At 63.6% G+C, this 26,510-nt stretch carries 17 protein-coding genes and 1 riboswitch; of the genes, 12 read left to right on the top strand and 5 right to left on the bottom strand.

Going from position 1 to position 26,510, the window contains the following annotated elements:
- Positions 1-188 precede the first annotated feature (188 nt).
- On the top strand, positions 189-8,978 hold the full coding sequence (locus AB1Z25_RS12715; protein ID WP_486635388.1) for a calcium-binding protein: 8,790 nt from the start codon (positions 189-191) through the stop codon (positions 8,976-8,978).
- Positions 8,979-9,028: 50 nt separating this feature from the next.
- On the opposite strand, the gene AB1Z25_RS12710 is transcribed toward AB1Z25_RS12715, so the two are convergent.
- Together AB1Z25_RS12710 and AB1Z25_RS12705 are read right to left on the bottom strand one after the other, a co-directional pair.
- Positions 9,029-10,207 carry a DUF1501 domain-containing protein gene (locus tag AB1Z25_RS12710; RefSeq protein ID WP_486635387.1) on the bottom strand — a complete coding sequence of 393 codons (1,179 nt, stop codon included), beginning with the start codon at positions 10,205-10,207 and terminating at the stop codon, positions 9,029-9,031.
- A gap of 13 nt (positions 10,208-10,220) precedes the next feature.
- Positions 10,221-11,720, bottom strand: coding sequence for a DUF1800 domain-containing protein (locus AB1Z25_RS12705; RefSeq protein ID WP_486637347.1), 1,500 nt, complete (start codon positions 11,718-11,720; stop codon positions 10,221-10,223).
- A 149-nt stretch (positions 11,721-11,869) separates the two neighbouring features.
- Positions 11,870-11,964: riboswitch (TPP riboswitch) on the top strand.
- A 45-nt stretch (positions 11,965-12,009) separates the two neighbouring features.
- On the opposite strand from AB1Z25_RS12705, the gene AB1Z25_RS12700 reads away from it, so the two are divergent.
- Genes AB1Z25_RS12700 through AB1Z25_RS12685 form a run of 4 tightly spaced genes read left to right on the top strand, consistent with a single transcriptional unit; the run spans position 12,010 to position 16,073 of the window.
- The gene (locus AB1Z25_RS12700) at positions 12,010-13,026 is read left to right on the top strand and encodes a thiamine ABC transporter substrate-binding protein (protein ID WP_253314456.1); all 1,017 of its coding nucleotides are present in this window, start codon (positions 12,010-12,012) and stop codon (positions 13,024-13,026) included.
- On the top strand, positions 13,023-13,571 hold the full coding sequence (locus tag AB1Z25_RS12695) for a GNAT family N-acetyltransferase (protein WP_486635386.1): 549 nt from the start codon (positions 13,023-13,025) through the stop codon (positions 13,569-13,571). The genes AB1Z25_RS12700 and AB1Z25_RS12695 overlap by 4 nt, the downstream gene beginning before the upstream one ends.
- Positions 13,571-15,124, top strand: coding sequence for an ABC transporter permease (locus tag AB1Z25_RS12690; protein WP_107799683.1), 1,554 nt, complete (start codon positions 13,571-13,573; stop codon positions 15,122-15,124). The genes AB1Z25_RS12695 and AB1Z25_RS12690 overlap by 1 nt, the downstream gene beginning before the upstream one ends.
- Positions 15,117-16,073, top strand: coding sequence for an ABC transporter ATP-binding protein (locus AB1Z25_RS12685; RefSeq protein ID WP_486635385.1), 957 nt, complete (start codon positions 15,117-15,119; stop codon positions 16,071-16,073). The genes AB1Z25_RS12690 and AB1Z25_RS12685 overlap by 8 nt, the downstream gene beginning before the upstream one ends.
- On the opposite strand, the gene motA is transcribed toward AB1Z25_RS12685, so the two are convergent.
- Together motA and AB1Z25_RS12675 are read right to left on the bottom strand one after the other, a co-directional pair.
- On the bottom strand, positions 16,057-16,917 hold the full coding sequence (gene motA / locus AB1Z25_RS12680) for a flagellar motor stator protein MotA (protein WP_107799681.1): 861 nt from the start codon (positions 16,915-16,917) through the stop codon (positions 16,057-16,059). The two genes, AB1Z25_RS12685 and motA, sit on opposite strands and share 17 nt — an antisense overlap.
- 216 nt (positions 16,918-17,133) lie before the next feature.
- Positions 17,134-17,475 (bottom strand): hypothetical protein, encoded by a 342-nt coding sequence (locus tag AB1Z25_RS12675; RefSeq protein ID WP_486635384.1) that lies wholly within the window; start codon positions 17,473-17,475, stop codon positions 17,134-17,136.
- A 245-nt stretch (positions 17,476-17,720) separates the two neighbouring features.
- On the opposite strand from AB1Z25_RS12675, the gene AB1Z25_RS12670 reads away from it, so the two are divergent.
- From AB1Z25_RS12670 to AB1Z25_RS12640, 7 genes are all read left to right on the top strand, one after another.
- A complete protein-coding gene (locus AB1Z25_RS12670) occupies positions 17,721-18,671 on the top strand; it encodes an N-acetylmuramoyl-L-alanine amidase (protein WP_486635383.1) in 951 nt (316 codons plus the stop codon).
- A 519-nt stretch (positions 18,672-19,190) separates the two neighbouring features.
- On the top strand, positions 19,191-19,541 hold the full coding sequence (locus AB1Z25_RS12665; protein ID WP_146176655.1) for a hypothetical protein: 351 nt from the start codon (positions 19,191-19,193) through the stop codon (positions 19,539-19,541).
- Positions 19,542-19,897: 356 nt separating this feature from the next.
- Positions 19,898-20,425 (top strand): fimbrial protein, encoded by a 528-nt coding sequence (locus AB1Z25_RS12660; RefSeq protein WP_107799677.1) that lies wholly within the window; start codon positions 19,898-19,900, stop codon positions 20,423-20,425.
- Between the two features lie 311 nt (positions 20,426-20,736).
- Positions 20,737-23,160 (top strand): fimbria/pilus outer membrane usher protein, encoded by a 2,424-nt coding sequence (locus AB1Z25_RS12655; RefSeq protein ID WP_486635382.1) that lies wholly within the window; start codon positions 20,737-20,739, stop codon positions 23,158-23,160.
- A gap of 16 nt (positions 23,161-23,176) precedes the next feature.
- Positions 23,177-23,911, top strand: coding sequence for a fimbrial biogenesis chaperone (locus tag AB1Z25_RS12650; protein WP_486635381.1), 735 nt, complete (start codon positions 23,177-23,179; stop codon positions 23,909-23,911).
- Positions 23,912-23,941: 30 nt separating this feature from the next.
- Entirely contained in the window at positions 23,942-24,952 is a 1,011-nt protein-coding gene (locus AB1Z25_RS12645) for a fimbrial protein (protein ID WP_486635380.1), read from the top strand.
- A gap of 66 nt (positions 24,953-25,018) precedes the next feature.
- The gene (locus AB1Z25_RS12640) at positions 25,019-25,546 is read left to right on the top strand and encodes a fimbrial protein (RefSeq protein WP_081550751.1); all 528 of its coding nucleotides are present in this window, start codon (positions 25,019-25,021) and stop codon (positions 25,544-25,546) included.
- A gap of 67 nt (positions 25,547-25,613) precedes the next feature.
- On the opposite strand, the gene AB1Z25_RS12635 is transcribed toward AB1Z25_RS12640, so the two are convergent.
- Positions 25,614-26,483, bottom strand: coding sequence for a serine hydrolase (locus AB1Z25_RS12635; protein WP_107799674.1), 870 nt, complete (start codon positions 26,481-26,483; stop codon positions 25,614-25,616).
- Positions 26,484-26,510: the final 27 nt, after the last annotated feature.

Genomic DNA, 26,510 nt, shown 5'->3' with positions numbered 1-26,510 from the left:
GCGAAAACCACTGAGAAAGCGGAATGTACAAGTGGTACACGAGTATTTCGAAGGGGGTTTCAACGCCGTATCGCCGAAGCGCAGCAGACTTTGAACAGGCTCTTAGGCGGTGGAACCGGCAAGAGCAGTACCAAGCAGTAAATCGTAGTGCGTGATGACACAAACAAATATTGATAAGGAAACAAGTTATGACGACAAGCGTAACGGGCAGCGACCTGGGCGGCGTGCTGGAAGGCAGCCCGCAGGACGATGTGCTCAAGGGCGGTGCCGGCAACGACACCTTGAACGGCTATGACGGCAATGATCTGCTGCAGGGCGGCGCCGGCGACGACGTGCTCAACGGCTATGCAGGCAACGACACGCTGGAAGGCGGCGCCGGCGACGATTTGCTCAATGCCGGCAGCGGCAACAATGTGTTGGCCGGCGGCGAGGGCAACGACACCCTGATCGGCGGCGCGGACAAGGACATCTATCTGTTCAATCTGGGCGACGGTTTCGACACCATCACCGACAACGCCCAGGACAAGCGCGACGCGGCGGACAGCGATCCGGCCTACCGCGACGAGTTGCGCTTCGGCCCGGGCATCCGCCCGGAAGATATCCAGCTGGAGCATGTGGGCGACGATTTGCTGCTGTCCCACCGCAACGGCGACGACGCGGTCACCATCAAGGGCTGGTTCGCCGACAAGAGCTTCTGGATCGAGCGCATCGTATTCGCCGACGGCGGCGAATGGGGCATTAACGATCTGGCGCAGCGCGTGATCGTGCAGACCGGCAGCGAGCGCAAGGAAATCCTCAACGGCTGGCTGGGCAAGGATCATCTGATCGGCCTGGGCGGCAATGACGTGCTGAACGGCCGCGGCGGCGACGATCTGTTGGACGGCGGCGCCGGCAATGACAAGTTGTTTGGCGAAGACGGCAACGACACCTTGCTGGGTGGCGACGGCGACGACACCCTGGACGGCGGCAGCGGCAACAATGTGCTGCACGGCGGTCGCGGCAACGATCTGCTGATCGGCGGCGCCGGCGCCGATGTTTACCTGTTCAACCTGGGCGACGGCGTGGACGTGATTCGCGACGCCGGCGGCGTGGACGTGTCGGTGAAAGACGAAATCCGTTTTGGCGCCGACATCCTGGTCAAGGACGTCAGCGTCAGCCGCCAGGGCGACAACCTGGTGCTGATCCACGTCAACGGCAGCGACCGCCTGGTGGTGGAAGGCTATTTCGCCAGCGCGTCCAGCCGTATCGAGCGCATCGTGTTCGCCGAAGGCGTGGTCTGGACCCAGGCCGATATCAAGCTGACCCAGCTGGGCGGCAGCGGCAACGATACCTTGATCGGCTGGGAAGGCAGCGATCTGCTGGACGGCGGCGCAGGCGATGATTCGCTGATCGGCGGCGGCGGCAACGATACCTTGATCGGCGGCCTGGGCAATGATGTGCTGGTCAGCGGCGGCGCGGGCGTTAGCGTGCTGATCGGCGGCGCGGGCAACGACACCCTGGTGGGCGGCGCCGGCGCGGAGATTTACCAGTTTGGCCTGGGCGACGGCGCGGACGTGATCGCCGCGCACGGTGTGGACGTCAGCGTGACCTTGCAGGACCGCATTGTCTTTGGCGTCGGCATTTCGGTGGACGACATCCGGGTGGAGCGCCAGGGCGACGACATCGTGCTGATCCACGCCAACGGCCGCGACTCCATCACCATCCAGGCGGGCTTCAGCCTGGAGCATGGTTGGCATGGCCAGATCGTGTTCGCCGACGGCAGCGTCTGGCTGGGCGCGGAACTGACGCAGAAACTGCTGGAAGTGCAGACCGGCGGCGACGACGACGATCTGCTGCTGGGCTCCGGTCAGTCCGATCTGTTGGACGGCGGCGCCGGCAACGACACCTTGATCGGCAACGGCGGCGAGGACACCTTGCGCGGCGGTGCCGGCGACGACCAGCTGCAAGGCGGTGTCAGCGGCCACACCACGATGGAAGGCGGGGCCGGCGGCGATGTGCTGATCGGCAACAAGGGCCGTGAAACCTTCGTCTTCGGCGTGGGCGACGGCCGCGACCTGATCAACTACGGTGCCCAGATCGGCAAGATCGCCGCCTTGAGCGCCAACGACGAAATCCGCTTCAAGGCCGGCATCAGCGCCAAGGACATCCGCGTACTGCGCGCCGGCAACGACCTGCTGCTGCTGCATGTCAACGGCCAGGACAGCATCCGCGTCAAGAACGGCCTGGTCGACAAGACCGGCTGGGCCGGCGTGGTGCTGTTCGCCGACGGCTCCAAATGGAGCGCGGCCGAGCTCTTGACCATGGTGGTGGCCGCGGGCGGCACCAGCGGCAAGGACGTGCTGACCGGCGGCAAGGGCGGCGATCTGCTGGACGGCGGCGACGGCGACGATACGCTGATCGGCGGCGGCGGCAACGACACCCTGAAGGGCGGCGCCGGCAACGACGTGCTGATCAGCAGCGGCGGCGGCACGGCCATCCTGGAAGGCGGCAAGGGCAACGACACCCTGCAAGGCGGCAGCGAACACAATATCTATGTGTTCAATCTGGGCGACGGCAGCGATGTAATCATCAACAATTCGCTGAATGTGTCGGTGGGCGTGAGCAGCGAAATCCGCTTCGGCGTGGGCATTTCGGTGACCGACATCACCGTGGTGCGTGTGGGCGACGACGTGCTGTTGCAGCATGTCAACGGCAGCGACTCGGTGCGCATCCAGGGCTGGTTCAGCAGCCAGAGCATGCAAGTGGGCAGCGTGGTGTTCGCCGACGGCGGCAGCTGGACCTCGGTGCAGATCAACCAGTTTGTCAAAGGCGTCTATGTGGGCGGCAGCGGCAACGACGCCTTCCACGGCGGCAGCGGCAGCGATCTGCTGGAAGGCGGCGACGGCGACGATACGCTGATTGGCGGCGGCGGCAACGACACCTTGCGCGGCGGCAACGGCAACGACGTGCTGATCGCCACCGGCAGCGGCACGGTGATCCTGGACGGCGGCAAGGGCAACGACACCTTGCGCGGCGGCGCGGACCGGAACATCTATGTGTTCAATCTGGGCGACGGCGGCGATCTCGTCATCAACAACTCGCTGAACGTATCGGTGGGCATGAGCAGCGAAATCCGCTTTGGCGCGGGGATTTCGGTGACCGACATCACCGTGGTGCGCGTAGGCGACGACATCGTGCTGCAACACGTCAACGGCAGCGACTCGGTGCGCATCCAGGGCTGGTTCAGCAGCCAATTGTCCCAGGTGGGCAGCGTGGTGTTCGCCGACGGCAGCAGCTGGACTTCGGTGCAGATCAATCAGTTCGCCGCGGGCATTTTCATCGGCACCAGCGGCAACGACATCCTCAAGGGCGGCAAGGGCCATGACCTGCTGGACGGCGGCGACGGCGACGACGTGCTGATCGGCGGCGGCGGCAACGACACCCTGAAAGGCGGCGCCGGCAACGATGTGTTGATCAGCGCAGGCGGCGGCGTGTCCATCCTGGAAGGGGGCAAGGGCAACGACACCCTCAAGGGCGGCGGCAGCCAAGACATTTACGTCTTCAATCTGGGCGACGGCCGCGACGTGGTGATCAACAACTCCTTGAACGTCAGCGTCAGCCACCAGAGCGAAATCCGCTTTGGCGCCGGCATCTCGGTGACCGACATCACCGTGGTGCGCGTGGGCGACGACGTGTTGCTGCAACACGTCAACGGCGTGGATTCGGTGCTGATCCAGGGCTGGTTCCTCAGCCAGAGCAACTGGGTGGGCGGCGTGGTGTTCGCCGACGGCAGCAGCTGGACCTCAGTGCAGATCAATCAGTGGGCCAGCGGTATCTATATCGGCACCGCCGGCAATGATGTGTTGATCGGCGGCGCGGGCGGCAGCCTGCTGGACGGCGGCGCCGGCAACGACACCCTGATTGGCCGCGGCGGCAACGACACCTTGAAGGGCGGCGCAGGCAACGACGTGCTGGAAGGCGGCGCCGGGCGCAATGTCTATATCTTCAATCTGGGCGACGGCCAGGACACCATTCGCTATGGCGAAAAGGGCGTCAACCTCGCTTGGAGCAGCTACGAGGAGATCCGCTTCGGCGTGGGGATTTCGGTGACCGACATCACCGTGGTGCGCATTGGCGACGATGTGGTGCTGCGGCATAGCAACGGCGTGGACAGCATCACCATCCAGGCCGGCATGTCGGTTCAGAGCTCATGGTCCGGCAGCATCGTGTTCGCCAACGGCGGCAGCTGGAGTCTGCTCGAGCTGATCAGCTTGGCGGCCGTGACCCTGAACGGCACCGACGGCGCGGATACGCTGAAGGGCGCCAAGGGCAATGACGTGATCTTCGGCCTGGCCGGGGATGACCAGTTGTTCGGCAATGAAGGCAACGACAGCCTGTTCGGCGGCGCCGGCAACGACACCCTGTACGGCGGGGCCGGCAACGATCTGCTGGAAGGCGGTGCCGGCGACGACGGCCTGTTCGGCGAAGAAGGCAACGACACGCTGCGCGGCGGCGCCGGCAAGGATACGCTGTACGGCGGCAACGGCACCGACCTGCTGGAAGGCGGCGACGGCGACGACGTGATCATTGGCGGTAACGAAGGCGGCTCATGGCGCGAAGAGCGCGATACGCTGCGCGGCGGCGCCGGCAACGATCAGCTGACAGTGGCGTGGAGCAGCTGGAACAACACGTTGGAAGGCGGCATCGGCAACGACACGCTGACCGGCGGTTACGGCCGCGACATCTATCTGTTCAATTTGGGCGACGGTCAGGACGTGATCATCGATCGGGCCTACCGCGTCAGCGCGGAAGATTCGTACCGGGATGAACTGGTGTTCGGCGCGGATATCAAGGAAAGCGATATCCAGGTGCTGCGCAGCGGCAACGACATGGTGTTCCGCCACATCAACGGCCAGGACAGCGTGACGGTGAAGGATTGGTTCGGCGATCAGCTGAACTGGATCGAACAGATCACTTTCGCTTCCGGCGTGAAGTGGACGGCCGATCAGTTGATGAAGCAGGGCGTGCCGCTGATTGGCACCGAGTTGGGCGACACGCTGCGCGGCGGCAATGTCGATGACTGGATGCTGGGCAACGGCGGCAACGATTCGCTGTACGGCGGCAACGGCAACGACCTGCTGGAAGGCGGTGCCGGCGACGACGGCCTGTTCGGCGAAGAAGGCAACGACACGCTGCGCGGCGGCGCCGGCAAGGATACGCTGTACGGCGGCAACGGCACCGACCTGCTGGAAGGCGGCGACGGCGACGACGTGATCATTGGCGGTAACGAAGGCGGCTCATGGCGCGAAGAGCGCGATACGCTGCGCGGCGGCGCCGGCAACGATCAGCTGACAGTGGCGTGGAGCAGCTGGAACAACACGCTGGAAGGCGGCATCGGCAACGACACGCTGACCGGCGGTTACGGCCGCGACATCTATCTGTTCAATTTGGGCGACGGTCAGGACGTGATCATCGATCGGGCCTACCGCGTCAGCGCGGAAGATTCGTACCGGGATGAACTGGTGTTCGGCGCGGATATCAAGGAAAGCGATATCCAGGTGCTGCGCAGCGGCAACGACATGGTGTTCCGCCACATCAACGGCCAGGACAGCGTGACGGTGAAGGATTGGTTCGGCGATCAGCTGAACTGGATCGAACAGATCACTTTCGCTTCCGGCGTGAAGTGGACGGCCGATCAGTTGATGAAGCAGGGCGTGCCCTTGTTGGGCACCGAGTTGGGCGACACGCTGCGCGGCGGCAATGTCGATGACTGGATGCTGGGCAACGGCGGCAACGATTCGCTGTACGGCGGCAACGGCAACGACCTGCTGGAAGGCGGTGCCGGCGACGACGGCCTGTTCGGCGAAGAAGGCAACGACACGCTGCGCGGCGGCGCCGGCAAGGATACGCTGTACGGCGGCAACGGCACCGACCTGCTGGAAGGCGGCGACGGCGACGACGTGATCATTGGCGGTAACGAAGGCGGCTCATGGCGCGAAGAGCGCGATACGCTGCGCGGCGGCACCGGCAACGATCAGCTGACAGTGGCGTGGAGCAGCTGGAACAACACGTTGGAAGGCGGCATCGGCAACGACACGCTGACCGGCGGTTACGGCCGCGACATCTATCTGTTCAATTTGGGCGACGGTCAGGACGTGATCATCGATCGGGCCTACCGCGTCAGCGCGGAAGATTCGTACCGGGATGAACTGGTGTTCGGCGCGGATATCAAGGAAAGCGATATCCAGGTGCTGCGCAGCGGCAACGACATGGTGTTCCGCCACATCAACGGCCAGGACAGCGTGACGGTGAAGGATTGGTTCGGCGATCAGCTGAACTGGATCGAACAGATCACTTTCGCTTCCGGCGTGAAGTGGACGGCCGATCAGTTGATGAAGCAGGGCGTGCCGCTGATTGGCACCGAGTTGGGCGACACGCTGCGCGGCGGCAATGTCGATGACTGGATGCTGGGCAACGGCGGCAATGATTCGCTGTACGGCGGCAACGGCAACGACCTGCTGGAAGGCGGTGCCGGCGACGACGGCCTGTTCGGCGAAGAAGGCAACGACACGCTGCGCGGCGGCGCCGGCAAGGATACGCTGTACGGCGGCAACGGCACCGACCTGCTGGAAGGCGGCGACGGCGACGACGTGATCATTGGCGGTAACGAAGGCGGCTCATGGCGCGAAGAGCGCGATACGCTGCGCGGCGGCGCCGGCAACGATCAGCTGACAGTGGCGTGGAGCAGCTGGAACAACACGCTGGAAGGCGGCATCGGCAACGACACGCTGACCGGCGGTTACGGCCGCGACATCTATCTGTTCAATTTGGGCGACGGTCAGGACGTGATCATCGATCGGGCCTACCGCGTCAGCGCGGAAGATTCGTACCGGGATGAACTGGTGTTCGGCGCGGATATCAAGGAAAGCGATATCCAGGTGCTGCGCAGCGGCAACGACATGGTGTTCCGCCACATCAACGGCCAGGACAGCGTGACGGTGAAGGATTGGTTTGGCGATCAGCTGAACTGGATCGAACAGATCACTTTCGCTTCCGGCGTGAAGTGGACGGCCGATCAGTTGATGAAGCAGGGCGTGCCCTTGTTGGGCACCGAGTTGGGCGACACGCTGCGCGGCGGCAATGTCGATGACTGGATGCTGGGCAACGGCGGCAACGATTCGCTGTACGGCGGCAACGGCAACGACCTGCTGGAAGGCGGTGCCGGCGACGACGGCCTGTTCGGCGAAGAAGGCAACGACACGCTGCGCGGCGGCGCCGGCAAGGATACGCTGTACGGCGGCAACGGCACCGACCTGCTGGAAGGCGGCGACGGCGACGACGTGATCATTGGCGGTAACGAAGGCGGCTCATGGCGCGAAGAGCGCGATACGCTGCGCGGCGGCGCCGGCAACGATCAGCTGACAGTGGCGTGGAGCAGCTGGAACAACACGTTGGAAGGCGGCATCGGCAACGACACGCTGACCGGCGGTTACGGCCGCGACATCTATCTGTTCAATTTGGGCGACGGTCAGGACGTGATCATCGATCGGGCCTACCGCGTCAGCGCGGAAGATTCGTACCGGGATGAACTGGTGTTCGGCGCGGATATCAAGGAAAGCGATATCCAGGTGCTGCGCAGCGGCAACGACATGGTGTTCCGCCACATCAACGGCCAGGACAGCGTGACGGTGAAGGATTGGTTCGGCGATCAGCTGAACTGGATCGAACAGATCACTTTCGCTTCCGGCGTGAAGTGGACGGCCGATCAGTTGATGAAGCAGGGCGTGCCGCTGATTGGCACCGAGTTGGGCGACACGCTGCGCGGCGGCAATGTCGATGACTGGATGCTGGGCAACGGCGGCAACGATTCGCTGTACGGCGGCAACGGCAACGACCTGCTGGAAGGCGGTGCCGGCGACGACGGCCTGTTCGGCGAAGAAGGCAACGACACGCTGCGCGGCGGCGCCGGCAAGGATACGCTGTACGGCGGCAACGGCACCGACCTGCTGGAAGGCGGCGACGGCGACGACGTGATCATTGGCGGTAACGAAGGCGGCTCATGGCGCGAAGAGCGCGATACGCTGCGCGGCGGCGCCGGCAACGATCAGCTGACAGTGGCGTGGAGCAGCTGGAACAACACGCTGGAAGGCGGCATCGGCAACGACACGCTGACCGGCGGTTACGGCCGCGACATCTATCTGTTCAATTTGGGCGACGGTCAGGACGTGATCATCGATCGGGCCTACCGCGTCAGCGCGGAAGATTCGTACCGGGATGAACTGGTGTTCGGCGCGGATATCAAGGAAAGCGATATCCAGGTGCTGCGCAGCGGCAACGACATGGTGTTCCGCCACATCAACGGCCAGGACAGCGTGACGGTGAAGGATTGGTTTGGCGATCAGCTGAACTGGATCGAACAGATCACCTTCGCTTCCGGCACGAAGTGGACCGCCGATCAGTTGATGAAGCAGGGCGTGCCCTTGTTGGGCACCGAGCTGGGCGATACCCTGCGCGGCGGCGCGCTTGACGATTGGCTGGTTGGCAACGGCGGCCATGACGCCTTGTACGGTGGCGAGGGCAATGATCTGTTGGTCGGCGGCCGCGGCAACGACGTGCTTGAGGGCGGCAACGGCAACGACACCTATCAGTTCGAGCGCGGCGATGGCCAGGACGGCATCACCGACACCGGCGGCCAGGATGTGTTGAAGTTCGGCCAAGGCGTCAATGCCGACCAGCTGTGGTTCAAGCGTCAGGGCGCCAGCCTGGAGGTCAGCGTGATCGGCACTGAGGACAAGGTGTCGATTAACAACTGGTTCGGCAATGCCGCGAACCAGATCGAGACCCTCCAGTCCGGCGACGGCAAGGCCCTGGCGGCCAGTCAGGTGCAGGCGCTGGTCAATGCGATGGCGGCCTTCAATCCGCCGGCCGCTGGCCAGGTCAACCTGCCGGACAACTATCAGGCGGCTTTGCAGCCGGTGTTGGCGTCCAGCTGGAAGTAAATCGCTGAGTGGTTCTCTGTAGACGGCCGGCCCCTAGGGGCCGGCTTTTTTCATACCTTCAGAATGGGCAGGGGGGCGAAGCGGCCGCCCAGCACATTGTGGGCGTCCTTGCCCCACCAGCTCTGGATGGCGGTGGCGTAGACCTGGCGGAAGTCGATGGCGCAAGGCAGGTTGCCGTCGTCGACGCCGGCCAATTGCGGGCTTTGCCCATACAGGCCGCCGCGCACGCGCCCGCCGGCGGCGAAATGGACGTTGGCGGTGCCGTGGTCGGTGCCGCGGTTGCCGTTTTCGCGCGGGCGGCGGCCGAATTCGGCGTAGCTGAGCACCAGGGTGTCGTCCCAGCGCCCCTGCTGTTGCAATTGCGTACGCAGCAGGGCGATGCCGTCGGCCAGCTCTCCCAGCAGCCGCGCCTGGGTGGGCGGCTGGTTGCCGTGGGTGTCGAAGCCGGTGAGCGTGATGCGGGCCACGGCGATGGATACGCCGCGGGACAGGGTGTCTGTCAGAGTCGCGACGGCCTGGGCGAAGGCTCCGGCCGGCCGGGGCGCGGCCATCGGCGAGTCCGCCGCGGCCACGGGTTTGGCGGCTTGGCTCAGTTCGGCGGCGGCCTGGCGGATGTCGCCCTCCACCTTGAGAATGTGGCCCAGCGCGCCGCTGCCGGCATGGCCTTGGTCCGCGGCCAGTTTGGCCTGGCGCGCGAAGTCTTGCGGATTGCTCAGCACCACCGCGCGGGCGCCGCCGTCCAGCGGGCCCAGCGCCTGGCTGGACAACACCACGCCGTCGGCGGCGAATCCGCGCGGCGTCGGCTGCTCGCGGAACAATCGGGTCAACCAGCCCTCGCTCAGGTATTGCTGGCTATTGGATGCGGTTTCCCAAATCTCGATGGAACGGAAGTGGGACAGATTGGGATCGGGATAACCCACCCCTTGCAAGACCGCCAGCTCCTGCTGCTGCCATAGCGGGCGCAGGCCGGTCATGGCCGGATGCAGGCCCAGGCGTTCGTCCAGCGGCAGCACTTGGTCGCGGGGAATCGCGATGCCGGGGCGCAGCCGGTAATAGTCGGCGCTGGCGTAGGGCACCACGGTGTTGAGGCCGTCGTTGCCGCCCTTGAGTTCGATCAGCACCAACAGGCGTTGATAGCCGGCCGGCGCCAGCGCCCAGCTCAGATTGGGCAGCACGGACACCATCAGGCCGCCGGCCATGGCTTTGAGAAATTGTCGTCGCTGGAACATGGCTGGGTTTCCGTCAGTGAACTTGATAAACCGGGTCCAGCAGCAGCGGGGCGATGGCTTGCGCGCCGCTGCCGGATTCGGGCAGGGGATTGGCCGGCGGCAAGGCCAGCAAGAGTTTGGCGGCGTCCTGAGCGCTGCGGATTTGGTAGATGGCGCTCCATTCATCCGGCTGCAGCCTGATGGAACGCAGGCCGGCGGCCGCCAGCCGGTTGATGCGCGCCTCGCGTCCCTTCATTTCGTCCATGCCGCCGTCCGGCAGCGCAAAGGCGTTGCGCGCGGGCGCGGCGTCGCGGGCGATGCGGTCCAGGAACTGTTTGCGGCTGAGCAAGGTGGCGCTGTTGATCCAGGCCTCGCCGCCCGGCCAGCCTTTGACGTTGGGCGGCGCGAACACGTCCTGACCCAACTGACGGTTGAGCCCGGCCAGCGCGCGCCAGTCCGGCGGGTTCAGGTCGAAGGTGACCAGGGTGCCTATGGTCAGCTCCAGCGGCGATTTCACCAACTGGCCCTGGCTGCTCCAGAACTGCGGGCTTAACAGCAGCGCGCGCAGCAAGGGCTTGATTTCGTAGCGGCTGTTGCGGAAGCCGGCGGCCAGCCGCTTGACGGCGGCCGGATCCGGCTTGGGCGAGACGAAGGCCTTCCACAGCTTGGCGGCGATGAACTCGGCGGTGGCCGGCTGTCGCAGCAGCAGGTCCAAGACATCGTCGCCGTTGAAGTCGCCCCGCTGGCCGAAGACGAGCTTGTCGCCGTCGTCGTGCAAGCGCGGACGGTTGACGAAGCGCTCGTCGCGATCCAGCCCCCAACCGGTGAAGGCGCGCGCGGCTTCACGGATGTCCTGTTCGCTGTAATGGCCTTCGCCCAGGGTGAACAGCTCCATCACCTCGCGCGCGAAGTTCTCGTTCGGCTGGCCCTTGCGGTTATTGGCGGTGTCCAGATAGCGCATCATCGCCGGATCGCGGGCGACGGCGTGCAGCATGGCGCCGAAGTTGCCCAGCGCGTACTGGCGCAGCAAGACGTTTTGCCGATACATCAGTTGGGGCGAGCGCACCTTGTCCAGCGCGGAGACGAAGTGGTTGTGCCAGAACAGGGTCATTTTTTCGCTGAGCGGCGACGAGGTGTAGCGCATCTCGTTCAGCCACCAGCCGCGCAATTCCACCGCGTGCTCGGCGCGCAGCTTTTGCAGCGCCTTTTTCGCCTCTTCGTCTACATTGGGCTGCCCCGGCCGCTCGAAGGCTTCGTCGACCCAGGACGGCGGCGGCGTGGCGGCGTTGGCCTGGCTATTGGCCAGCAGCCGATCCACCGCGGCTTCGCGGCTCAGCGGCGCGTACACGGCGATTTGCGCCGGGTTGGCGCCGAAGCCGGTGCGGGACAGCAAATGGCGCGCGCCGGCGACGCCGATGCCGGCCTGGGCCAGCGCGGGCAGGCTGAGAACGGCCAGCAGGAGCCCCAGCGCGGTTTTTGCGGTGAAGCGGATGGCCTCGGCCGCTCTAGTCGGCGGCCGGCCAAGGGTGGGCATGGGGTTCAAGCATGGTCTCCAAACGCGCCCGGAGCGGGCGCAAGCATGCATTCAGCTTAGAAGGCGCTTGTCATCGGCGTGTTAAGGCGCGGGCCCACTCTGTTAAGGATTGTTGGCTGCCAGCCGGCGGCCGCTGCGGTATACTGGCGCGCTGTCACCAGGGGTGCCCGCGGCGCGGGCTGAGAAAATACCCTGCAACCTGATCTGGGTCATGCCAGCGGAGGGAGCGTGATGCGCGGGCCAGGGCCCGCATTCCGCTTGCTCCGGACTATCGTGTACGGAGATATCCATGAAGCGTTTTTCCTCTTTGATAGCCGTTGCGCTGGCGGCGTCCAGCCTGGCCGCGTCGGCGGCCGAGCTGCGCGTGCTGTCGCACAGCTCTTTCACCGTGTCCAAGCCTTTGCTGGCCGAGTTCGAAAAGCAGAACGGCGCCAAGGTCTCCATCATCAAGGCCGGGGACGCCGGCGAGATGCTGAACAAGCTGATTCTGACCAAGGCCAATCCCATCGCCGACGTGGTGTTCGGCATCGACAACAGCCTGATCGGCAAGGCGCAGCAGGCCGGCGTGCTGGCTCCGGTGCCGGCGGCGCTGGCCCAGGGCGGCAAGGCCGCCTTGCCCGGCGCGGTGAGCATAGACTACGGCTACGTCACCCTCAATTACGACAAGGCCTGGTTCGCCCAGCGCCAGCTGGCGCTGCCCAAGACGCTGGAGGATTTGAGCAAGCCGGCCTACAAGAACCTGCTGGTGGTGCAAAATCCGGCCACGTCCAGCCCGGGCCTGGCTTTCATGTTGTCCACCATCGCCGCCATGGGCGAGGATAAGGCCTTCGCCTTCTGGGGCCGCTTGCGCGACAACGGGCTGAAGGTCAGCAAGGGTTGGAGCGAATCCTACTACACCGATTTCTCCAAGAACGGCGGCAGCCGTCCGCTGGTGGTCAGCTACGCGACCAGTCCGGCCGCCGAGGTGTTCTACAGCAAACAGAAACTGAACGACGCGCCCACCGGCAATCTGCCCTTGAAAGGCGGCGTGTTCCGCCAGGTGGAGGGCGCGGCCCTGGTCAAGGGCGGCAAGGAGGCGGCGCTGGGCGAGAAATTCATCGCCTTCCTGCGCTCCGAAGCGGTGCAGAAGGACGTGACCACCACCATGTGGATGTATCCGGTGATGGACAAGGTGAGTTTGGACCCGGTCTATCGTTTCGCGGAGCAGCCGGCCGCGCACGACACGCCGGACAGCAAGGCGATCGCCGAGCGCTCCCGCCAATGGGTGGCGCGCTGGACCCGAGTGGTGTTGAAGGGCGGGCAATGATTCCGGACATCGAAACGCCGCGGCTGTTGCTGCGCCATCTGGACCCGCAGACGCTGTGGCTGTGCCTGGCCGGTCAGCCGGAAACGGCGGCCGAGCTGCTGGGCGCGCCGCTAGCGGCGGAATGGTTGGACGAGCAGGACTTGATGAGCATGCGGCTGGACGACATCGAGCGCCAGCCCGACTACGCGCCCTGGTCGGTGCGCGCCTTGCTGCGCCGCGACGATCTGACGATGGTCGGCCACGTCAATTTCCACTCCTTGCCCGGCCATCCTTATCTGGGCGACTACGGCGACGTGGAATTGGGTTACACGATTTACCCGGCTTATCGCCGCCAGGGCTATGCCCGAGAAGCGGTGCTGGCGATGGGGGCCTGGGCGGCCCTGGCCGGCGCGCCGCGGCTGGTGCTGTCCATCGCGCCGGACAATCTGCCTTCGCAATGTTTGGCCGCGGATCTGGGCTTCGCCAAGGCGGGGCAAAGCAAGGATGAAGACGGGGTGGAGGATGTGTTGACCGCCCGCTGGCCGTTGAAGGGAACGCCGTTTTGATGTTGAGCCGTCGGAGCCGCCTGTTGCTGGCGGCGCCTCCCTTGCTGTTTTTGCTGGCGATGTCTATTTCGCCGTTGGCGCGGCTGTTGAAGGAGGGCGGCGAGCCGCTGTCCTTCGGTTTGCTGAGCGATTCCTATCTGCGCTGGCGCATGATGTGGTCGCTGCTGCAGGGTGCGGCGACCTGCGCGCTGGCCTTGCTGCTCGGCGTGCCGGCGGCGTGGGCGCTGGCTCGCTTCCGCTTCGCCGGGCGCGGCCTGGCGCTGCGTCTGCTGATGCTGCCCTTCGTGATGCCCACCCTGGTCGCCGGCGTCGGCGTGTTGGCGCTGTTCGGCCCTCAGGGTTTGAGCGGGCTGAACCTGCAGGATTCGCCCTGGCTGCTGCTGTACGGCAATCTGTTCTTCAATCTGCCGCTGGTGATCCGCGCGGCCGCCGATGGCTTCGCCCAGGTGCCGGCCAGCCGGCTGGCCGCGGCCCGCAGCCTGGGCGCCGGGCGCTGGCGCGCGTTCTGGCGCGTGGAATGGCCGGCGGCGCTGCCCTGGCTGTTGCCCAATCTATGCCTGGTCTTCCTCTACTGTTTCTCCGGCTTCGGCCTGGCGCTGTTGCTGGGCGGCCAGCGTTACGCCACGGTGGAAGTCGAGATTTACACGCTGGTGGCGTATGAGCTGAATCTGGCCGACGCCGGCGCGCTGGCCTTGCTGAGCTTGCTGGTGGCCGGCGGCGTCGCCGCGGTCTACGCCTGGCTGGAGGCGCGTTTGGGCGTGCCGGCGCGCTGCGAGCCGCTGCTCCCCGCGCCCGCGCGGACCTGGACGGACCGCGCCTGGCTGACGGCGGCCCTCGCCATCCTGTTGATCTTCGCCGGCTTGCCCTTGCTGGCGGTGCTGTGGAAAGCGCTGTCCGCGCTCGACGGCCTGGCCGGACTGTGGGACGAGGAATTGCGGCTGGCCTTGTTCAACTCGGCGCGTTTCACCTTGCTGACCGTATTGCTGTCCGGCTTGCTGGGCCTGTGCCACGCGTTGGCCGCCGGGCGCTGGCTGTGGTTGCGGGCCCTGGCCTTTCTGCCTTTCGTGGTGTCGCCGGTCTGCGTGGCGTTTGGCCTGCTGCTGCTCTATCCGAGCTGGAGCGCGGATTTGGCCATGCTGTTGGCGGCCTACGTCTTGCTGGCCTATCCCTTCGTCGCCAAAGCCGCCGGCGCGGCGCTGGACGGCATGCCGGAACATCTGGCGCAGGCGGCGCGCTCCCTGGGGGCCTCGCCCTGGCGGCTGTTCCGACGGGTGATCTGGCCCTTGTTGCAGCCGGCGCTGCGGCGCGGGCTGGCCTTCGCGGCCGCCACCGCGGTGGGGGAGTTCGCGGTGACCTTATTCCTGTCACGGCCGGAGTGGTTGACCCTGACCACCTTGATTTATCAGAAGCTGGGCCGGCCGGGCCAGGCCAACGCGGATGCGGCGATGCTGTTGTCCGGCCTGCTGATGGTGTTGGCGACGCTGGCTTTCGCCGTGATTGAAAGCGGTGCGGCCAGACCGGGGGAACCGGGAAAAGGAGACGGGCGTGCTTGAGCTCATCGGAATTGAAAAGCGCTTCGGCGCGCGGGTGGCGGCGGACGGCGTGTCGCTGGAGGTGGCCGCCGGGGAGACCCTGGCTCTGCTGGGACCGTCCGGCTGCGGCAAGAGCAGCTTGCTCAAAATCATCGCCGGCCTGCTGCCGCTGGACGGCGGCGCGGTTCGTTTCAACGGCGAGGACATCAGCCGGCTGCCGCCGGAGCGGCGCGGCTTCGCGCTGATGTTCCAGGATTTCGCCTTGTTTCCGCATCTGGACGTGCTTGGCAATGTGATGTTCGGTCTGATCGAGAGGGGATCGTCCCGCGCCCAGGCCGCCGCCGCCGCCGCGGCGATGCTGGAGCGTTTGGGTCTGGGCGGTTATCAAAGGCGCAAGGTCTGGACCTTGTCCGGCGGAGAGCAACAGCGGGTGGCGCTGGCGCGCGCGATGGTGACGCGTCCGCGGCTCTTGCTGCTGGACGAGCCGTTCTCCAGCCTGGACGCGCATTTGCGCGGTCTGTTGCAAGGGGAGTTCGCGCAGTTGCTGGCGGAGTCCGGCATACCGGCCATTCTGGTCACGCACGACAGAGAGGAAGCGTTTGCGATGGCGAGCCGCGCCGCGGTGCTGCGCCAGGGGCGCATCGTGCAATGCGAGACGCCGCCGCAGCTGTTGGCCAGGCCGGCGAATGCGTGGCTGGCGCGCTTCATCGGCTATGAAAACGTGCTGGAGCACGCGGTGGTGCCGGGCCACGCGCTGCGGCTGGGGCCGCAGCACCCGCCGGCGCGCATCGAGTCGCTGACCTGGCTGGCGGACGGCGCCCGGGTGGAAGTGGCGGCGCAGGCGGGGCGGCTGAGCCTGAGCCTGTCCGCGCGGGAGGCGGCGAGCCTGGGCGCGGAACTGCGGCTTGGCGGCCAGTTTGGGCTGGGGGTGGACGCGTCCGCCCTGATTCCGTTCAGCGCAGGCTCTTGATGCGCTGTTCCATTTCCTCGAATTCCGGGCGTTCGCTGGAAAACAGCACCTTGCGGCCGAACTCGATGGCGCTGGGCGGCGGATAGCCCTGCATGCCGGCCAAGAGCACGGTCTTGATGCATTGCAATTCCTTGCTGTCCTCGTCCAGCTTCTGTTCCAGCAGCGCGCCCAGCGGCGACACCATGCCGTAGGACAGCAGGATGCCGAGGAAGGTGCCCACCAGCGCCGAGCCTATCATGCCGCCCAGTACCGCCGGCGGCGCGCCGACCGAGGCCATGGTGTTGACCACACCCAGCACGGCGGCGACGATGCCGAAGGCCGGCAAGGCGTCGCCCAGACGCTGGATGGCGGCGATAGGCGCCATGCCCTCCTGATGGTGGGTTTCCAGTTCCACGTCCATCAGGCTCTCGATTTCGAAGGCGTTCAGATTGCCGCTGACCATGATGCGCAGATAGTCGCGGATGAAATTAAGCGCATGGTGGTCTTGAGCGATGGCCGGATACTTGCTGAAGACCGGGCTTTGTCCGGGGGCGTCGACATCGGCTTCCAGCGCCATCAGCCCTTCCTTGCGCGCCTTGGCCTGCAGTTCGTACAACAGGCACAGCAAGTCCAGCGCGCGGGCCTTGTTGTGGCGCGAGCCCTTGAGCGCGGCGGGCAGCGCGCGCGCCACCGCTTTCAGATTCTTGGTCTGGTTGGCGACGATGAAGGCGCCCAACGCGCCGCCCAGAATCGCCATCATCTCGGTGGGCATCGCGGAGAGAATGGCGCCGATGGCGCCGCCGTGGATCAGAAAGGCGCCGAAGATCATGCCGATCACGACGAGGTAGCCGATGATTACATTCATATGTGGTAGTCCCAAGCAAAGTCAGACCGATGCCGGCCTGGCGCGTCGCCGCGGCGAACGCGGCGGGTCTGCGAGATAAAGAAGGCGGAAGGCCTGGGGTCGGTTCAAAGTCCGGCCGGCGTGGCGATGGCTGAGCGCGCAAGCGGCGCATAAGCATTTCGACGCGGCGTCAGCCGTGCAAGGCGCCGCGGCGCGTGGCCGGCTTTGAACCGGCTCTCAGACGCGAGGCGGCCGACGCGGCGGATTGGGCGGCGGCGGCGAGGGAAGGGCGGCGATGAAGTCGGGCCAGCCAGGCCTCGCCGCATGCGTCGCCATGGCCGGGCTCATGCCGGGCAGGGTCTGGCATTCTCCGCATCCGCCCAACTCGGCGGCGCAGTGGGCGTGGCCGCCGCTGACTGCTTGCACCGCGGCCGTGCCGTGGCCGAGGGCATAGGATGGACCGGCGCGGCCAAGGGCGCCGTCGGCGTGAACCGCGGCGTTGGCCAAGGGCAAGGCCTGCCAGAGCATGAACAGCAGCAGGGCCAGCCGGGTGATGGATTTGAATGCAGAAAGTCTCAATGCCCGTTTCCCATGAATCGCAGCGCAATCTAAATCAGGATCGGAGGGCTGGCAAGCCTAGATTCAGGCTTGAGCGCCAAGCGACGATATTTCCATGTTAATTAAATGGCATTTATCATGCCAATATCTTAATTGGAACTATTTATTAGTTTAAAAACTCTACCTTTGCTGCGTGCGCCGGGAAAAGGTCCGCGCGCATGCTTGACTCTAAGGTTGAATGGAAAATGATCAGTAGAAGACGAATTTTGGCTTGGAGCGGGGCCTTGCCCCTGCTGGCGCCGTTGGCGGCCAGCGTATTGAGTTCCGCTTGCGCCAGCGCGGCCGGGACGGCCAAAAGCTATCGGGTGGACGCCAGTCTGCAGTCCGAAAACCAGGATTCCAGAGTACGCAATCTGGTCTTCCATTACACTGCCGTGCCCAACGGCCTGGCGCTGGAAATGCTCACCCAGGGCCAGCACGGCGCCAGCGCGCACTACCTGGTGCCGGATGCCGCATTGCTGGGCATGTCCAACAAAGTGTACCAATTGGTGCCGGAGGAGCGCAGGGCCTGGCATGCCGGGCGCAGTTACTGGCAAGGGGACCGGCTGATCAACTCCAGCTCCATCGGCATCGAGATCGTGAACCTGGGCTATCCGTCTCCGGAAGAGGACGAACTGCCCTTGATGCGGCGGCAGTGGTTCGACTTCGATGAGGCGCAGGTCTCGGTGGTGGCGCAACTGGCGGCGGATATCATCGCGCGGCATCAGATTCCGCCGCACAAGGTGGTGGGGCATTCCGACGTGTCGCCGGGACGCAAGGTGGACCCGGGGCCGAAGTTCCCCTGGGAGCGCTTGTACCGCGACTACAATATCGGCGCCTGGCCGGAACGCGAGGCGGTCGAGTTCTACCTGCGCCGGGCGCCTTATCGCGGCGACGTGCGGGATCTGCAGAAACGCTTGCTGGATTACGGCTACGAGGCGCCGCAAACCGGCGTGCTGGACAAAGAGAGCCAGGACGTGGTGGCGGCCTTTCAGATGCATTTCCGGCCTGCGCGCTACGACGGTGCGCCGGATGCCGAGACTTCCGCGATCCTGGACGCCTTGCTGGAAAAATACTTCGACCGGCCGCGTCCGGGACGAACGCCGGGCTCGAAACCGGCCGCTGCGCCGAAGAAGGACAATGGAAAGGGCAGCGATACCTGGCCGCTGACGCCTTAGAACCTGTTCAATGTCTGCTGCGCTTCGTGAGGCGTGGCGCAGTGAGTACCGCTTCGGCCTGCTCATGCGCCACGCCAACATTCCTCTTTCTCAGCCGTTTTCGTCTTGATCTCGCCCTTGTTCGCGGGGCATTGAACAGATGCTTATCAGGTTTCATCCTCGCCGGCGCTCAGGCCGGCGGAGCCAAGGGACGGCTAGCCGTCCCTTTTTTGTCGCCGTCCGTCGGGCGGCCGGCCATGCCGGCCAAGGAGGGTGGGCGGCCGCACTTAGTTTGTGCCATAACGATAATCAGACAGCGTCATTTAGAGTTATTAAGCACTTTCTGCGTAAACAAGCATTTATTAGTAAGAAACACTTATTTCTAAAACAAAATAATTTGTAATAAAAACTATCAAATAGCCCTTTCAATTTAAATGCCACTTGTACTAGAATGCAATTGAACTGGTTGAGCTTATAAAAAAAGCCGAAACCTAAAAGTGATTGCTTACTAATTGCGGGATTTGGAAAGGAAGGTCGAAAATGAAACGTCTGCACGCACTTGGACTGGCAGCCCTGCTTTCCGCTCTTTCTACCGCAGCAATGGCCCAAGGCGGCCAAGTCCATTTCTACGGCGCCATCGTTGAAGGCGGCTGCAGCGCCCAAACTCACGAAGTGGCCAGCGCCGACGCGGCCCGCGCCAAGCCGGCTCTCGAACTCAATCAATGCGCCAGCCCGGCCAAGCTGACGCTGGATAGCGAAGCCGCCGCCCAGCAAGGCAAGATCGCCAGCCTGAACGTGCGCAAAGGCGAGAACCAGTTCAGCAGCCGCGATTTGCTGCGGAGCGCCACCGCCCGGGCCGGCGCGGTGAACCTGGTGGTCAATTACTTCTGATTGCAGTCCAAACCTGCTCAATAAATCAGCAAAAAACCCATTCAGCATTGACTGAGTGGGTTTTCTTTATTTGAAGTGTTGTTTTATTGCAAATATCGCTCAATCCTTAACAAACCCCTGAAATAAAACAAATATTCAAGATTGATTCATCAAATCGTTTAAAGTCGACGAGGCGTGTTTTTGCATAGATTTTAAAGAAAAAATTTAATATGAAACAAAAAAATCTACGCAATGGTTCCGCTTGATACTATGCGTCTGCGTTCCAGTACTGCAGGTCAGCACTGGCGGATGGTCCGCGACGCGGCATGCGAGGCTGCTGTGCGGTTTGAGAATGATTACCCTAGTCGGAGTCAAGAATGAAAAAATTTGTATTTGCTGGTTCCCTGATGGCTGTTGCCGCTTCCTCCATTTTCGCCGCCGCCGGCACCCTGGATGTTAAGGGCGAAATCGTTACCGCAGCTTGCGGCCTGGATTCCAAGAGCGTGAACCTGGAAGTGGGTCTGGGCAAAGTGCCGACCCATGTATTCAAGAAAGTGGGCGACCGTTCGGCTCCGACCCCGTTCCAAATGACCCTGACCGACTGCACCACCACCACGCTGAAGACCGTGGCTGTGATGTTCTCCGGCACCGCTGGCTCCAACAACGAACTGATGGCTCTGAAGAGCGGCGGCGCCAAAGGCGTGGGCGTTCGTCTGGTGAACACCAATAACGGCGACCAGATCAAGCTGAACCAGTACGGTACCGCCCTGAACCTGGTTGACGGCAACAATACCCTGAACTTCAGCGCTGCATACGAAGCCGACGGCGCCAAAGCCGGCGACGCCGTAACCGTGACCCCGGGTCAAGCGGATGCCTTCGCCGTATTCGATCTGCAGTACAAGTAATCCGCAGTTCGATTCAATAACGGAACCAAGCAAGGTTCCGGCTCCTGTTTCCTTGTGCCCTGAAGGTCTCATCGCTTAGGCGATGGTCTGGCCTGGTTTGTCCGCTGTCAGCAATGAGTAGTCTGCAAACCAGGGCATGAGGATAGTCATCTGCAAGCATTCCCCCAAGGCATACACCTGCGCCTGACAAGCGGCGCGGCTTCGTCATTGCCTGACGGGACAGATTCAAGGCCGGCGCGCTTCGACGCGACGGCGTGTTTTGGGCCAGGCTGCCGCAGGCGGCGCGCACTTAAATCGGGATATCGGCAGGCATGAACAAGCATCGCATTTACATTGTGGCAGTGGCGCTGACGCTGGGCCCTTGCATTGCGCATGCGGTGGAGTTCAACGACGCCTTTTTGCAGCTGGACCCGAGCAGCAGCGTGAGCCTGGAGCAGTTCGAGCAGGCCGGTTATATCGTGCCGGGCCGCTATATCGCCGATGTGTATCTGAACCAGCGCTTTTTGCAGCAGCTGGAGCTGGATTTCCGCCCGGAAGGCGCGGATCAGACCGTGCGCCCGTGTTTGCCGCCGGATTTGATTCGCCAGCTGGGCCTGCGCTCCGGCATTGTCTGGCCGCAGAACGAGCAGTGCGTCGATTTGTCGGCGGTCAGCGCCGCCAAAGTGCGCTACAGCAAGAGCAACGCGCGCCTGGACATCTCGGTGCCGCAGGCGGAACTGGCGTATCGCGATGAAGACTACGCGCCGCCGGAGACCTGGAACGACGGCGTGCCGGCCGCGATGCTGGATTACCGCGTATTCTATCAGCGCACCGACAACGGTCTTGGCGCCAGCAGCAGCAAGACCACCAGTTACGGCGTGGCCGGCGCCAACGCCGGCCCCTGGAGGCTGCGCTCCAATTACCAGTACGACGACAGCGCGACTAACCGCAGCCGTCTGAGCTGGAACAATACCCAGGTGTATCGCGATCTGCGCGGCATGCAGGCGCGTCTGACCCTGGGCGAAGTCTTCAAGACTTCCGAGATTTTCGATGCCTTCTCCATGCGCGGCGCCACGCTGAACAGCGACGACCGCATGATCCCGCAAAGCCTGCGAGGCTACGCGCCGCAGGTCAACGGCGTGGCCAAGACCAACGCCAAGGTGACCATCCGCAATCAAGGGCGGGTGCTGTACACCACCAATGTGCCGCCGGGCCCGTTTTCCATCCGCGATCTGAACAGCAGCACGCAAGGGCAGCTGGATGTGACCGTGGAGGAGGCGGACGGCAGCCAGCAGACCTTCACCGTCAATACCGCCTCGGTGCCCTTCCTGACGCGCAACGGCATGTGGCGTTACAAGGCGGCCATCGGCCAGGCGGATCAGAACGGCAGCGCATCGCACCCGAACGTGGCCAGCGCCGAGGCGTCCTACGGCCTGACGCAGACCTTGTCGCTGTACAGCGGCTTCATCGCGTCTGCCGACTACCGTTCGCTGGCGATGGGCTTCGCCAAGGATATCGGCAACTGGGGTGCTTTGTCCGCCGACGTGACCCAGGCCAACGCCCAATTGCGCGGCGGCCTGAACATGGCCGGCCGTTCTTACCGTTTCAACTACGCCAAGAAGTTTGAAAGCCTGGACGCGGACATCCGTCTGTTCGGCTACCGCTTCTCGGACCGCAACTTCCGTTCCTTCGGCCAATTCCTCAGCGATCTGGACGGCCAGAACTATATCAGCGACAAACAGCGGGTGGGCATGACTGCCAGCAAGACTTTCGGCCAGACCAATGTGTTTCTGTCAGCTGAAAAGTCCACTTATTGGAACGCCACCGCCACCCAGCGCGTGGATCTGTCGCTGAGCCGCGACGTCAATATCGGTTCCTTGCGCAACGTCAGCCTCAATCTGTCGGTGCAGAACCTGCGCGACCAGACCGGCAGCAGCAACCGCGTCTACCTGGGTTTGAGCATGCCGCTGGAGAACAACCGCCGCATCGGCTATGACGTGCAGGGCAGCGCCGGCAACACCAATCACACCGTCCGTTACTCGGACAGCAGCAACCCCAACCACAGCTACAACGTGGCGATGAGCGCGGACACCCGTTCCGGCAAGCCCTTGGTGTCCGGCGACTATCATTACACCGGCCGCGTCATGCAGGCCGACGTCTCGGCCAGCAAGCAGCAGGGCGGTTACAGCAGCCTGTCCGCGGGCTTGGGCAGCTCGCTGGTGCTGCACGCCGGGGGCCTGACCATGGGCAATAGCTACGGCGGCGAAACCCGCATGCTGGTGGACACCGACGGCGTGGCCGGCGTGCCGGTCTACGGCGTGTCGGCGCAGACCGACCGCAACGGCTACGCGATGCTGAGCAGCGTGGCACCGTATTACAGCCAGGACGTGCGCCTGGACGACGACAATATGCCGGATTCGGTGGAGGCCAGTTCCGCGGTGCGCCGTGTGGTGTTGACCGAAGGCGCGGTGGGGCGCACCGAGTTCCCGGTCAAGGTCGGACGCAAGGCCTTGCTGACGGTGCGGCTGCCGGATGGCAAAATGCCGCCTTTGGGCGCCACCGTCAGCGACGTGGCCGGCAAGCGCGACGTCGGCATGGTGGGCGACGGCGGTCTGACCTTCGTCACCGGCTTGAGCCCGACGCCCAAGCTGGAAATCTCCTGGGGCAAGACGCGTTGCCGCGTGGACCCGCTGCCGGCCGATTACGAGCTGAGCCAGGGCAGTCGCGACATGGTGTGCGCGCCTCTCGCAGAATAAAGAATAAGGAATCGATATGAAAACGTTTCATCGCGCACTGGGGCTGGCGGGCGTGCTGGCCGCGCTGACCGCGCCGCTGGCGGCGCAGGCCAACATCCTGCTGGACCGCACCCGGATGATTTATCTGGAGCAGGACAAGAACGTCAGCATGTTGCTGAGCAACAAGAACCCGGAGCAACCTTATCTGGTTCAATCCTGGCTCAGCGACGGCGAGGGCAAGCGCCTGGCTTCCCCCTTCCTGGTGCTGCCGCCGCTGCAACGCATCGAGGCCGGCGAGAAGGGCGTGGTGCGCTTGAGCCGCATTCCCGACCCCAGCCTGCCGTCCGATCGGGAGTCGCTGTTTTATCTGAACGTGCAGGAAGTCCCGCCCAAGAGCGATAAGGACAATGTGCTGCAACTGGCGATCAAGTCGCGCATCAAGGTGTTCTACCGTCCCAAGGAAGCGCAATTGCCGCGTGGCGAAAACCCGGCCAACAAGCTGCAGCTGAGCTTCGACGCCGCCGCCGGCAAGCTGGTGTTCAAGAACCCCAGCCCCTATCACCTGACCCTGGTGGGCTTGGAACTGCCGGGCGACAAGAAGCCGCGCGATATGGACGGCCTGATGGTGCCGCCCAAGGGCGAGGCCCGCTTTGCGCTGAAGGCGCTGCCGGCCAGTCTGAAGCTGAGCAATATCAATGATTTCGGCGCTCAGGACACCTTTACCTTCGTTTGCGCGGACGGCCAGTGCCAGTACCGCGAAGACAAGAAATAATTCCGCAGGCGCACAGCGCAGGGAGAGCCCATGTTGAATCGTCGTTTGCCGCGTTTGCTGTTGATGGCCGCGCTGGCCATGCTGCCGGCCTTGAGCCACGCTTTGGCGTGCATGCCGGCGGATGGCAGTACTAACCCAATGATCACGGAAAGCATTGGCTCCACGGTGGCGGTGCCCGTTACTGAGGCTTCGAATAAGGCAATTTGGCACTCTTCGCCGCGTTCAGTTTCAGTAAATTGTTATAAGGATCACGACGGACTTCGTGATGCCGAGAACGTTTATTTCTACCCGAATCCTCGGGGGGATGGCGTTCCGCAGGGCGTGCAGTTTGGTGTGGTCTATAACAATGTCACTTACTATCAGACCCAAAAAATTGACACTGGCAAACGAATCCCGGCATGTCCTAAGCCTACTGCTATTGGTAATTGCCCCAAGGTACGTGTGGATTTGAATTTCACAGTGGAGATTGCCACGAAAACACCATATCCCCCAAGCGGTAGCGTGGGGAAAAATGAATTTCAGGTTCTACAGTTTGATGGTGTTGGCGGCATTAATGACAGACCAAATAGCAACGTAGTATATAAATTGGTTGGTCTGAGTAATATTCGATTTATTCAGTGTGCAGTTGAGGTGCGCCTAGATCCTGCAAGTAATACGTTGGATTTCGGGCGAATAGTAAAGAGCACGAAAGGACTGGTGCCGACCTTGCCTAGGAAGGACTTTCGTCTGAACTTGGTGAAAACATGTGATGATCCCGTAAAAATTAATGGATTCTTCACCGGCAAAAATGGAAGCAATGATACATACACTGCGACCTTAGTTAAGAAAAAAGATGGTAGTGATAGCGGTTTGGGTTTGCAGTTGTTTTTTAGCGATGGTCGTCAAATACCATTTGGGCGAACTGAGTTTCTGGCGGATTTCAAGTTGGGCGATCGCCAGAAAACCGTTCCGATGTACGGCACCATCGTCCCCACCAATATGGGCAAGGTGGAAGAAGGCCCGTTCCAGGGCACGGTCAATATCGATCTGGATTATATCTGAGCGGCTCGAGCCCTCTGATATGAGGGCGGCGAGACGGCGAACTGAATTGGCGTAAGGAGTGGAGCAATGAAATTCAAGGCGATGGTGCTGGCTTTGGCGCTGGCGGCGCCGTTGGCGCAGGCGGCGGACGGCACCTTGAACGTTTTTGGCGAACTGGTGTTGAGCGCCTGCGGTCTGGATCCCAACTCGCAGAGCCTGGAAGTGGGCATGGGTCTGGTGTCCTCGCAGATGTTCCGCAAGATCGGCGACCGTTCCCGCCCGGTGTCCTTCGATATCCGGCTGACCGAGTGCTCCATCGACACCATGACCACGGTGGCGGTGCGTTTCAACGGAGAGGCCGACCGCGACAACGGCGAACTGATGGCGATCAACGGCAGCGCCGCCGGCGTGGGCATCCGCCTGATGGGACCGGGCGGCGGCGACATCGTGCTGGGCCAGTATTCGCCGCTGGTGGGCTTGACCAACGGCAGCAACACCCTGCGTTTCAACGCGATGTACGAATCCACCCGCGCGCCGGTGCCGCAAGGGCAGGAGGGCGGCATCAAGCCGGGTTCGGCCAACGGCCTGGCTCAGTTCGACTTGCGCTATATGTAAGCGCATGCATGAAAACGGCCCTTCCGCCATATGACGGAAGGGCCGTTTTCGTTTGGAGGCGGCGGACTCAGCCGGCCAGCCAGCTGCCGGGATGCGCCTCCAGCCAGGTTTTGATGCTCCTGGCGTCGTTGACGCGGGCGGCGCTGCCGCCGGCGGCCAGCAACACGATGATCAAGGGCTGGGAGCCCACGGTGGCCTGCAACACCATGCAGCGGCCGGCCTCCTGGATGTAGCCGGTTTTTTGCAGGGAAATCTCCCAGTCGCCTTCGCGCACCAGCGCGTTGCTGTTCTTGTATTGCAGCACGCGGCGGCTCACCGATTGAATCTGGTGCTTCTCCGTGGTGGTGAAGGCGCGGATCAGCGGATAGCCGTGCGCGGCGCGGACCATGCGGGCCAGGTCGGCGGCGGTGGAGGTGTTGCGCATGTCCAGACCGGTGGCGTCGTAAAAGATGGTCTCGCTCATGCCCAGGCTGCGGGCCTTGCGGTTCATGCGTTCCACGAAGGTGGCGCTGCCGCCCGGCAAGGCGGTGCGGGCCAGCGTGGCGGCGGCGCGGTTTTCCGACGACATCAGCGCCAGCAGCAGCATTTCCTTGCGGCTGAGGGTGGTGCCCACCGCCAGGCGCGAGGAGGTGTTTTTCACCCGGTCTATCTCGGCGTCGGATACCGTCACCTCCTGATCCAGCGAGGCGCCGGAATCCAGCAGCACCATGGCCGTCATCAATTTGGTGATGGAGGCGATGGGCATGCGTTGGTGGATGTTCTTTTGGTACAAGGGTTCGCCGGTGATGCCGTTGAGCACCAAGACCGAATGCGAATTCAGTCGCGGAACGGATAGGTCGGCCATCTGCGAGGCCACCATCACGCTGGACGGCGCACCTGCCAGCACCGGCATGGCTAACGCCGCGGATACCAGCAGGCTTGCAATTTTCTTGATCATGCTTCACTCCAGGGAGAGCGGATATTA

This window comes from Chromobacterium sp. HL1 (assembly GCF_057418835.1).
The sequence above is the reverse complement of the archived record's forward strand: the minus strand, read 5'-3'. Positions and strand labels throughout refer to the sequence as shown.